11 protein-coding genes are annotated in these 8,803 nt (G+C 67.9%); 2 read left to right on the top strand and 9 right to left on the bottom strand.

The window, feature by feature from the left end:
- Nucleotides 1-112: 112 nt before the first annotated feature.
- From xerC to ACH492_RS39855, 5 genes are all read right to left on the bottom strand, one after another.
- A complete protein-coding gene (gene xerC / locus ACH492_RS39875) occupies nt 113-1,279 on the bottom strand; it encodes a tyrosine recombinase XerC (RefSeq protein ID WP_398994319.1) in 1,167 nt (388 codons plus the stop codon).
- On the bottom strand, nt 1,276-1,494 hold the full coding sequence (locus ACH492_RS39870; RefSeq protein WP_398994315.1) for a helix-turn-helix domain-containing protein: 219 nt from the start codon (nt 1,492-1,494) through the stop codon (nt 1,276-1,278). The genes xerC and ACH492_RS39870 overlap by 4 nt, the downstream gene beginning before the upstream one ends.
- A 2-nt stretch (nt 1,495-1,496) precedes the next feature.
- On the bottom strand, nt 1,497-2,840 hold the full coding sequence (repSA, locus tag ACH492_RS39865; protein WP_398994321.1) for a replication initiator protein RepSA: 1,344 nt from the start codon (nt 2,838-2,840) through the stop codon (nt 1,497-1,499).
- Between the two features lie 62 nt (nt 2,841-2,902).
- Nucleotides 2,903-3,313, bottom strand: coding sequence for a helix-turn-helix domain-containing protein (locus ACH492_RS39860; RefSeq protein ID WP_398994313.1), 411 nt, complete (start codon nt 3,311-3,313; stop codon nt 2,903-2,905).
- Nucleotides 3,310-3,561 (bottom strand): hypothetical protein, encoded by a 252-nt coding sequence (locus tag ACH492_RS39855; RefSeq protein ID WP_398994311.1) that lies wholly within the window; start codon nt 3,559-3,561, stop codon nt 3,310-3,312. Before ACH492_RS39855 ends, ACH492_RS39860 begins: the two co-directional genes overlap by 4 nt.
- Nucleotides 3,562-3,736: 175 nt before the next feature.
- On the opposite strand from ACH492_RS39855, the gene ACH492_RS39850 reads away from it, so the two are divergent.
- Nucleotides 3,737-4,474: a GntR family transcriptional regulator gene (locus tag ACH492_RS39850; RefSeq protein ID WP_398994317.1), complete on the top strand. Its 738-nt coding sequence runs from the start codon at nt 3,737-3,739 to the stop codon at nt 4,472-4,474.
- A 610-nt stretch (nt 4,475-5,084) separates the two neighbouring features.
- On the opposite strand, the gene ACH492_RS39845 is transcribed toward ACH492_RS39850, so the two are convergent.
- The 4 genes from ACH492_RS39845 to ACH492_RS39830 form a co-directional block, all read right to left on the bottom strand.
- On the bottom strand, nt 5,085-5,303 hold the full coding sequence (locus tag ACH492_RS39845) for a helix-turn-helix domain-containing protein (protein WP_398994315.1): 219 nt from the start codon (nt 5,301-5,303) through the stop codon (nt 5,085-5,087).
- A 2-nt stretch (nt 5,304-5,305) separates the two neighbouring features.
- The gene (gene repSA, locus ACH492_RS39840; RefSeq protein WP_398994321.1) at nt 5,306-6,649 is read right to left on the bottom strand and encodes a replication initiator protein RepSA; all 1,344 of its coding nucleotides are present in this window, start codon (nt 6,647-6,649) and stop codon (nt 5,306-5,308) included.
- 62 nt (nt 6,650-6,711) lie between these two features.
- Nucleotides 6,712-7,122, bottom strand: coding sequence for a helix-turn-helix domain-containing protein (locus ACH492_RS39835; RefSeq protein ID WP_398994313.1), 411 nt, complete (start codon nt 7,120-7,122; stop codon nt 6,712-6,714).
- Nucleotides 7,119-7,370 carry a hypothetical protein gene (locus ACH492_RS39830; RefSeq protein ID WP_398994311.1) on the bottom strand — a complete coding sequence of 84 codons (252 nt, stop codon included), beginning with the start codon at nt 7,368-7,370 and terminating at the stop codon, nt 7,119-7,121. The genes ACH492_RS39835 and ACH492_RS39830 overlap by 4 nt, the downstream gene beginning before the upstream one ends.
- Nucleotides 7,371-7,545: 175 nt before the next feature.
- On the opposite strand from ACH492_RS39830, the gene ACH492_RS39825 reads away from it, so the two are divergent.
- A complete protein-coding gene (locus tag ACH492_RS39825) occupies nt 7,546-8,283 on the top strand; it encodes a GntR family transcriptional regulator (RefSeq protein ID WP_398994310.1) in 738 nt (245 codons plus the stop codon).
- The last annotated feature ends 520 nt before the right edge of the window (nt 8,284-8,803 follow it).

The raw sequence follows: 8,803 nt of genomic DNA, 5'->3' as shown, positions 1-8,803 counted from the left end.
CCTGACACGGAAGAGGTCACTGGTTCAATCCCAGTATCGTCCACACAGGCCAGGGGCCGTTTCCCGATACGGGAGACGGCCCCTGGTGCGTAGTGAGTGACTAACTGCGTGACTACCGGCCCTCGTCACCCTCGAAAATGCGGTCCATGACCACCGCGCCCGTCTGGATCACCGGGCGGATCTGCTTCCGGTAGACCTTCTCCGTCACCGTCGTGCTGGAGTGGCCCACGAGCCGGGAGATCTCCTCCAGCGGCACGCCGTTGTCAGAGAGCAAGGACACGAAGCTGTGCCGAAGCTCCCGAGGCGTCCAGTCCGCAGGATTGAGGCCGCCCACCAAACCGAGGACACGTCGATAGGCTCGCCGTACGTTGGCGGCATCGAGCTCGGTGCCAGCCGCAGAGGTGAAGACGAGACCCTGTTCCTTCCACTGTTCCCCGGCCTTCTCACGCTGCCGATCCTGCAACTTTCGGTGCTCACTCAGCACCTCCACACAGCGAGCGGGGAGCGCGAGCGTACGGCGTGACTTCCTGGTCTTGGTGTCTCCGGTGATGCGGACCGAGCGCCAGACAGCGATGTGCGGCGGGATGGGTAGCTCCGCGTCCGGTGTCCCTTCGAGGTACACGTGATCCCACGTGAGTGGACGCAGTTCCTCCGTCCGGCCTCCGGTGAGCAGAGACACCACGATGTAAGCGTGCATCGGAGTGCCAGCAGCAGCGTGCAGCACAGTCTCAGCCTGCGCGAGGGTGAGCGCCTTGGAGGGTCGTCCCGGCTGGCCAGTCGGGACGGAGCACAGCTCAACAACGTTGCGCTTCACCTTGTCCCGCACCATGGCCCGCTTGACCGCGCGATTCAGGCACGAACGGACGACTTGCAGAGTGTTCGTACTGAGCGCCTTGGCCTTGTCAGCCAGCCACTTGTCGACGTCGTCCGCAGTCAGGTCACGGAGCTTCCGCGCGCCGAGCGCCGGGATGATGTGCTTGCGGCAGAGAGTCGCGTACTTGCCCTCGGTTGACCTGTCCAGTCCCGCCAAGCCGTAGGCCAGCCAGTCATCAACAGCGTGCTTGACCGTGTAGCCCGAGGGCGCAATGGCAAGACCGTCCTCGTAATCCCGAAGTACCTCCTTCAGCCTGGCTTTGGCCTCAGTCTTGGTCCGACCGCTGCCACGCTTGACGATCCGCTTCCCTCTGCCGTCGTACCCCAGGCTGACCGTAGCGATCCAGCGCTGACGCCTTTCGTCCCAGTGGAGACCACCATCTCCCCTGCTACGCCGCTTCGTCATCGGTCCCCTCCTGCCTCGCGTTCGAGGAGCGCGACGTACTCACCAATGGCAGAGGCAGGGATACGACGAGCACGCCCTTGCCGCACAGCGCGAAGACGCCCGGCACGGATCTGCTCGTAGATCACGGTGCGGCTGAGGTTGAGCAGCTTCATCGCACCTTCGATCCGATAAAGGAGGGGTTCCACCGCCGGATCGTGTTCGACAGCCGTAGCCATGGTCACCACTCCCCCTCTGCGAGGGCTTCGCGGGCGGTGTCGCGGTTGAGCTTGAGGTCACGGGCGATGGAGGCAGCGAGCCAGGACTCACCGGGGGTATGTCCCTGCCCGGCGTACTCCCAGTGCGCCAGGACAAGCGTCGTGCCCTCTGCGGTGTCGTCGTCCTGGCCGAGATCGGGCAGGCCCCGTTCCCGGCGTTCTTGCTGGGCGCGCCAGTCGGCCCGTGCTCCGCGCAGCGCTCCGAGGGTGGTCGAGTAGCGGGGGGTCTTGGTCGAGAAGTGCCCGCGGAAACCGAGCATGTGAGACCAGTGCGCGAGCAGCCGTTCCGGATAGTCTGCGTCCAGGTCCCAACAGGCCTCAATCAGGCGCCGGGTGTGGTCGGGCAGTTCGGGGTGCAGGTCGAGTTCCCGCAGCTCCCCGATTCGGCGGTCGAGGGTGCCGGTGGTCTCTGCTGCCTTGGTGGCGTACTTGGCGACGTAGGCACCCACGGCCTGTTCGCTGACGTCGGCCTGGCCTTCGAGTTGACCGATGGGCTGGACGTCGATCTGTGTTCCCCAGTGCAGCGTCCGGGCGGGGAATCGGCCGGCGGCGGGGACCGGAACGGTGGCGCGGGCGGCAGCGGCCCGTATCGCGTCATCGAGGAGTTCGACGGTGGCCCAGGGCGGGGCCGGGGTGTCGGGCCCGTCCGGACCATCGATGCGGATGACCGCGTGGAAGTGGACCGCGCCTCGCTTTTGGAACTCGGCGACCTTCCCGAACGAGACCCGTGCCTCTTCCTTGCAGGCCGCCTGTGTCAGTCCGGCGCGGGCGGCGACCTCGCGGCGCAGGTAGATGGTGAAGCGCTGCCACAACTGCCCGGCGTGGTTGTTCCACAGCACCGCCCCGGCGTAGTCGTAGCGCTCCGGGTTGATCGCGGTACCGAGGGCGGGATCGTCCTCCGGGTGGGTGGTGCCGCAGCGGCAGCGGCCGGAGGCGGGGCGGTTGTGGACCGGGCCGAACGACGGGGCGGTGAGCGTGGCGAAGACGCGGGGGCGTTCGGCCACAGTGTCGGGGATGCCCTTGCCGCCGACCAGTCCGGCCATGATCAGGTGGTAGGTGTCCCCCGCGTAGGTCCAGGCACAGGACGGGCAGCGCGAGGCACGGCGGTTGCCGCAGGCGATCCGCAGCCGTCCGCCCGGTTCGCTGCTGGTCGAGTATTCGAAGAACTCGCCCGTGCGCATGTCCACGGTCCGCGAGTGGCCGCTCAGGTGGATTGGTTGGGCACAGCCGCCGGTCCGCCTCACCTGTTCCTGCCAGCGCTCGAAGCGAGGTGAATTGGCGACCCGCAGCATGTCGACCAGGGTCATGGGGTCAACGCCCACAGCGGCCGCGGTGTCAGCTACGGCCGCCGAGGACAGAGCAGGCAGGCTCACGCAGCCACCTCCCCGAGCCGCCCGGTAAGGCCCTCGATCACCGATTCCAGCGCGGCCACACGTTCAATGAGCGTGGTCGCGGAGGCGGGGCGGGTGAAGCCGAGTTCGTCCGGGGTGGCGCGGAAGATCGCGCAGAGCAGGACCTGATATGTCTGCCCCGGACGGTGGGTGTCGTTCTCCCAGCGGGAGATGAAGACCTTGAGCGAGTTCTCGGCCGCGATGTCCCAGCCCCAGTGCTCGGCCAGGAGCAGCAGCGCCCGTACGACCTTGATCTGCGACCAGCCGCGAGCCAGCCGGGCACGGCCCAGCGGAGTGTCCGGAGCCCGAAGCGCATGCGGCTGGACGGGACGCCCGGACGGCTGTACCGGAGCCGGGCCAGCGACGAGAGGCAGGATCGCTGCAGTCATGCCGCCACCGCCTCAACGAGGGTGGGCAGCGGCTTGCCGGTCTCCCAGTCGAAGGGAACAGCAACCGGGCAGAGCTCCCGGCCACGTTCGTTGTGGACCAGGACGCCGATGCCGTCCACCTTGATCCAGTCCGAACCGGCGGCAGTCCCGCACGCCTGGCACGGCGAAGGGACGACCTGAGCGTCCTCAATACGGGACAGTGGCGCCGATAACGGAGCGGGGTGCGAGACGTAGAGCGTCGCGGGCATGATGGAAGCTCCCTTCGAGGGAGCCGGGGACGGCGATTCTGCTTGGCGGTAGGCCGCCGCCCCCGGCGAACGTGTACTGGCTCACGTTCATGTATACGTGTGCTAGTACAAAATCGCAAGGGCTTTGCGGGGTACGCTTCTCTGTGAGCTAGCAGACGAGCTCGGAGGAGGAGAAATGACACCGCGAGTCCAGCGGGCCGCGCCGCCGTTCATCCAGATCGCGGACCATTTCCGACAGCAGATCGTCGACGGTGCCCTGCCACAGGACACCAAGCTGCCGTCCATCGCAGAGATCGCCGAAGAATGGGGCGTAGCCACCGCCACGGCAGCGAAGGGCGTGAAGCAGCTCCAGGCCGAGGGGTACGTGCGGTCCTCGACGCAGGGCACGTTCGTGGACCTCGGACGGAAGCTCACGAGCGGCTCGGACCGCCTCCAGCTCCAGCGTGCGACGGGCAGCGGCTTCCGCCCCGGCGAGCGCGTTGAGATCGTGAGCGCTGGTCTGGTGCCCGCACCGGCCGATGTCGCCGAGGCTCTCGGGCTGGACGAGGGTGCACAGGTCGTCCGTCGCCAGCGGCGGTACCTGGACGACGAGGGTGTCATCACCCTGTCCACGTCGTGGCTGCCGGGTGAGCTGGCCGAGAGCGCCCCCGAGCTGGCCGTGCCGGAGACGCTGCCGAAGATGACGTTCGGTCTGATCGAGGACCGGACCGGGCGGCGTGCCGTGCGGAGGCGTGACGTGGTGTGCGTGCAGCCTGTGCCCGAAGACGCAGCCGCCTTGCTCGATGTCGAGGCGGGCACTCTCGCCCTGACCATGAGCAACTACTACTGGGACCAGCACGGTTCTGTGACGGAGTACGCCACCGACTTCATGGGGGCGGGACGCCAGCTGACGGCGGAGTACGACCTGAACTAGCCAGTTCCAGTGGGCCTGTTACAGGTTTCTCTACCTCGATCAAGGCTCCTCGCTCCGCTCGTCGCGCGCTCCCCGGCTCACCGCCGGGGCCCGACGCTCCTGTCTCCGCCCCGCTCCGGGCCCCGGCTACGCCGGTCGCGCGACTAGAGCGAGCACCATGACCAGGTACAAGAAGGCCAGCGGGGGCTGGGGCCGGTCGGCTCCACGGCTTTAGGCAGCCACTTTGGGGCGAGCCTCTAAGATCATGGCCCCAGATCGGGCTATTGCGGGCAGGCGAGGTGCTGCCCGAATCGCGGCCAGCGTAAGGGGCCATGATCACTCGCCCCAAAGCAGCTCCCGCCCAAAGCCGCTCCGCCGACCTTGGTCGGACCGGCCGCGTTGAGTGACTAACTGCGTGACAACCACTGCGCACGATGGCGGACATCCACGGACGTCCACGGATTTGCAGTGCAGGCCAGCGGCGTGTCAATATCTGTTCGCAAGCCCGGCGCGATTAGCTCAGCGGGAGAGCGCTTCCCTCTGCCGTCGTACCCCAGGCTGACCGTAGCGATCCAGCGCTGACGCCTTTCGTCCCAGTGGAGACCACCATCTCCCCTGCTACGCCGCTTCGTCATCGGTCCCCTCCTGCCTCGCGTTCGAGGAGCGCGACGTACTCACCAATGGCAGAGGCAGGGATACGACGAGCACGCCCTTGCCGCACAGCGCGAAGACGCCCGGCACGGATCTGCTCGTAGATCACGGTGCGGCTGAGGTTGAGCAGCTTCATCGCACCTTCGATCCGATAAAGGAGGGGTTCCACCGCCGGATCGTGTTCGACAGCCGTAGCCATGGTCACCACTCCCCCTCTGCGAGGGCTTCGCGGGCGGTGTCGCGGTTGAGCTTGAGGTCACGGGCGATGGAGGCAGCGAGCCAGGACTCACCGGGGGTATGTCCCTGCCCGGCGTACTCCCAGTGCGCCAGGACAAGCGTCGTGCCCTCTGCGGTGTCGTCGTCCTGGCCGAGATCGGGCAGGCCCCGTTCCCGGCGTTCTTGCTGGGCGCGCCAGTCGGCCCGTGCTCCGCGCAGCGCTCCGAGGGTGGTCGAGTAGCGGGGGGTCTTGGTCGAGAAGTGCCCGCGGAAACCGAGCATGTGAGACCAGTGCGCGAGCAGCCGTTCCGGATAGTCTGCGTCCAGGTCCCAACAGGCCTCAATCAGGCGCCGGGTGTGGTCGGGCAGTTCGGGGTGCAGGTCGAGTTCCCGCAGCTCCCCGATTCGGCGGTCGAGGGTGCCGGTGGTCTCTGCTGCCTTGGTGGCGTACTTGGCGACGTAGGCACCCACGGCCTGTTCGCTGACGTCGGCCTGGCCTTCGAGTTGACCGATGGGCTGGACGTCGATCTGTGTTCCCCAGTGCAGCGTCCGGGCGGGGAATCGGCCGGCGGCGGGGACCGGAACGGTGGCGCGGGCGGCAGCGGCCCGTATCGCGTCATCGAGGAGTTCGACGGTGGCCCAGGGCGGGGCCGGGGTGTCGGGCCCGTCCGGACCATCGATGCGGATGACCGCGTGGAAGTGGACCGCGCCTCGCTTTTGGAACTCGGCGACCTTCCCGAACGAGACCCGTGCCTCTTCCTTGCAGGCCGCCTGTGTCAGTCCGGCGCGGGCGGCGACCTCGCGGCGCAGGTAGATGGTGAAGCGCTGCCACAACTGCCCGGCGTGGTTGTTCCACAGCACCGCCCCGGCGTAGTCGTAGCGCTCCGGGTTGATCGCGGTACCGAGGGCGGGATCGTCCTCCGGGTGGGTGGTGCCGCAGCGGCAGCGGCCGGAGGCGGGGCGGTTGTGGACCGGGCCGAACGACGGGGCGGTGAGCGTGGCGAAGACGCGGGGGCGTTCGGCCACAGTGTCGGGGATGCCCTTGCCGCCGACCAGTCCGGCCATGATCAGGTGGTAGGTGTCCCCCGCGTAGGTCCAGGCACAGGACGGGCAGCGCGAGGCACGGCGGTTGCCGCAGGCGATCCGCAGCCGTCCGCCCGGTTCGCTGCTGGTCGAGTATTCGAAGAACTCGCCCGTGCGCATGTCCACGGTCCGCGAGTGGCCGCTCAGGTGGATTGGTTGGGCACAGCCGCCGGTCCGCCTCACCTGTTCCTGCCAGCGCTCGAAGCGAGGTGAATTGGCGACCCGCAGCATGTCGACCAGGGTCATGGGGTCAACGCCCACAGCGGCCGCGGTGTCAGCTACGGCCGCCGAGGACAGAGCAGGCAGGCTCACGCAGCCACCTCCCCGAGCCGCCCGGTAAGGCCCTCGATCACCGATTCCAGCGCGGCCACACGTTCAATGAGCGTGGTCGCGGAGGCGGGGCGGGTGAAGCCGAGTTCGTCCGGGGTGGCGCGGAAGATCGCGCAGAGCAGGACCTGATATGTCTGCCCCGGACGGTGGGTGTCGTTCTCCCAGCGGGAGATGAAGACCTTGAGCGAGTTCTCGGCCGCGATGTCCCAGCCCCAGTGCTCGGCCAGGAGCAGCAGCGCCCGTACGACCTTGATCTGCGACCAGCCGCGAGCCAGCCGGGCACGGCCCAGCGGAGTGTCCGGAGCCCGAAGCGCATGCGGCTGGACGGGACGCCCGGACGGCTGTACCGGAGCCGGGCCAGCGACGAGAGGCAGGATCGCTGCAGTCATGCCGCCACCGCCTCAACGAGGGTGGGCAGCGGCTTGCCGGTCTCCCAGTCGAAGGGAACAGCAACCGGGCAGAGCTCCCGGCCACGTTCGTTGTGGACCAGGACGCCGATGCCGTCCACCTTGATCCAGTCCGAACCGGCGGCAGTCCCGCACGCCTGGCACGGCGAAGGGACGACCTGAGCGTCCTCAATACGGGACAGTGGCGCCGATAACGGAGCGGGGTGCGAGACGTAGAGCGTCGCGGGCATGATGGAAGCTCCCTTCGAGGGAGCCGGGGACGGCGATTCTGCTTGGCGGTAGGCCGCCGCCCCCGGCGAACGTGTACTGGCTCACGTTCATGTATACGTGTGCTAGTACAAAATCGCAAGGGCTTTGCGGGGTACGCTTCTCTGTGAGCTAGCAGACGAGCTCGGAGGAGGAGAAATGACACCGCGAGTCCAGCGGGCCGCGCCGCCGTTCATCCAGATCGCGGACCATTTCCGACAGCAGATCGTCGACGGTGCCCTGCCACAGGACACCAAGCTGCCGTCCATCGCAGAGATCGCCGAAGAATGGGGCGTAGCCACCGCCACGGCAGCGAAGGGCGTGAAGCAGCTCCAGGCCGAGGGGTACGTGCGGTCCTCGACGCAGGGCACGTTCGTGGACCTCGGACGGAAGCTCACGAGCGGCTCGGACCGCCTCCAGCTCCAGCGTGCGACGGGCAGCGGCTTCCGCCCCGGCGAGCGCGTTGAGATCGTGAGCGCTGGTCTGGTGCCCGCACCGGCCGATGTCGCCGAGGCTCTCGGGCTGGACGAGGGTGCACAGGTCGTCCGTCGCCAGCGGCGGTACCTGGACGACGAGGGTGTCATCACCCTGTCCACGTCGTGGCTGCCGGGTGAGCTGGCCGAGAGCGCCCCCGAGCTGGCCGTGCCGGAGTCGCTGCCGAAGATGACGTTCGGTCTGATCGAGGACCGGTCCGGGCGGCGTGCCGTGCGGAGGCGTGAGGTGGTGGGCGTGCAGCCGGTGCCCGAAGACGCAGCCGCCTTGCTCGATGTCGCGGCGGGCACTCTCGCCCTGACCATGAGCAACTACTACTGGGACCAGCACGGTTCTGTGACGGAGTACGCCACCGACTTCATGGGGGCGGGACGCCAGCTGACGGCGGAGTACGACCTGAACTAGCCAGTTCCAGTGGGCCTGTTACAGGTTTCTCTACCTCGATCAAGGCTCCTCGCTCCGCTCGTCGCGCGCTCCCCGGCTCACCGCCGGGGCCCGACGCTCCTGTCTCCGCCCCGCTCCGGGCCCCGGCTACGCCGGTCGCGCGACTAGAGCGAGCACCATGACCAGGTACAAGAAGGCCAGCGGGGGCTGGGGCCGGTCGGCTCCACGGCTTTAGGCAGCCACTTTGGGGCGAGCCTCTAAGATCATGGCCCCAGATCGGGCTATTGCGGGCAGGCGAGGTGCTGCCCGAATCGCGGCCAGCGTAAGGGGCCATGATCACTCGCCCCAAAGCAGCTCCCGCCCAAAGCCGCTCCGCCGACCTTGGTCGGACCGGCCGCGTTGAGTGACTAACTGCGTGACAACCACTGCGCACGATGGCGGACATCCACGGACGTCCACGGATTTGCAGTGCAGGCCAGCGGCGTGTCAATATCTGTTCGCAAGCCCGGCGCGATTAGCTCAGCGGGAGAGCGCTTCCCTG

This window comes from Streptomyces sp. NPDC019443 (genome assembly GCF_044389785.1).
Lineage (GTDB): Bacteria > Actinomycetota > Actinomycetes > Streptomycetales > Streptomycetaceae > Streptomyces.
This window is presented reverse-complemented; position numbering and strand designations above follow the sequence as displayed.

Coding starts and splice junctions, on each gene's coding strand:
- xerC (WP_398994319.1), bottom strand. CDS start 1,279: ATGACGAAGCGGCGTAGCAGGGGAGATGGTGGTCTCCACTGGGACGAA.
- ACH492_RS39870 (WP_398994315.1), bottom strand. CDS start 1,494: ATGGCTACGGCTGTCGAACACGATCCGGCGGTGGAACCCCTCCTTTAT.
- repSA (WP_398994321.1), bottom strand. CDS start 2,840: ATGACCCTGGTCGACATGCTGCGGGTCGCCAATTCACCTCGCTTCGAG.
- ACH492_RS39860 (WP_398994313.1), bottom strand. CDS start 3,313: ATGACTGCAGCGATCCTGCCTCTCGTCGCTGGCCCGGCTCCGGTACAG.
- ACH492_RS39855 (WP_398994311.1), bottom strand. CDS start 3,561: ATGCCCGCGACGCTCTACGTCTCGCACCCCGCTCCGTTATCGGCGCCA.
- ACH492_RS39850 (WP_398994317.1), top strand. CDS start 3,737: ATGACACCGCGAGTCCAGCGGGCCGCGCCGCCGTTCATCCAGATCGCG.
- ACH492_RS39845 (WP_398994315.1), bottom strand. CDS start 5,303: ATGGCTACGGCTGTCGAACACGATCCGGCGGTGGAACCCCTCCTTTAT.
- repSA (WP_398994321.1), bottom strand. CDS start 6,649: ATGACCCTGGTCGACATGCTGCGGGTCGCCAATTCACCTCGCTTCGAG.
- ACH492_RS39835 (WP_398994313.1), bottom strand. CDS start 7,122: ATGACTGCAGCGATCCTGCCTCTCGTCGCTGGCCCGGCTCCGGTACAG.
- ACH492_RS39830 (WP_398994311.1), bottom strand. CDS start 7,370: ATGCCCGCGACGCTCTACGTCTCGCACCCCGCTCCGTTATCGGCGCCA.
- ACH492_RS39825 (WP_398994310.1), top strand. CDS start 7,546: ATGACACCGCGAGTCCAGCGGGCCGCGCCGCCGTTCATCCAGATCGCG.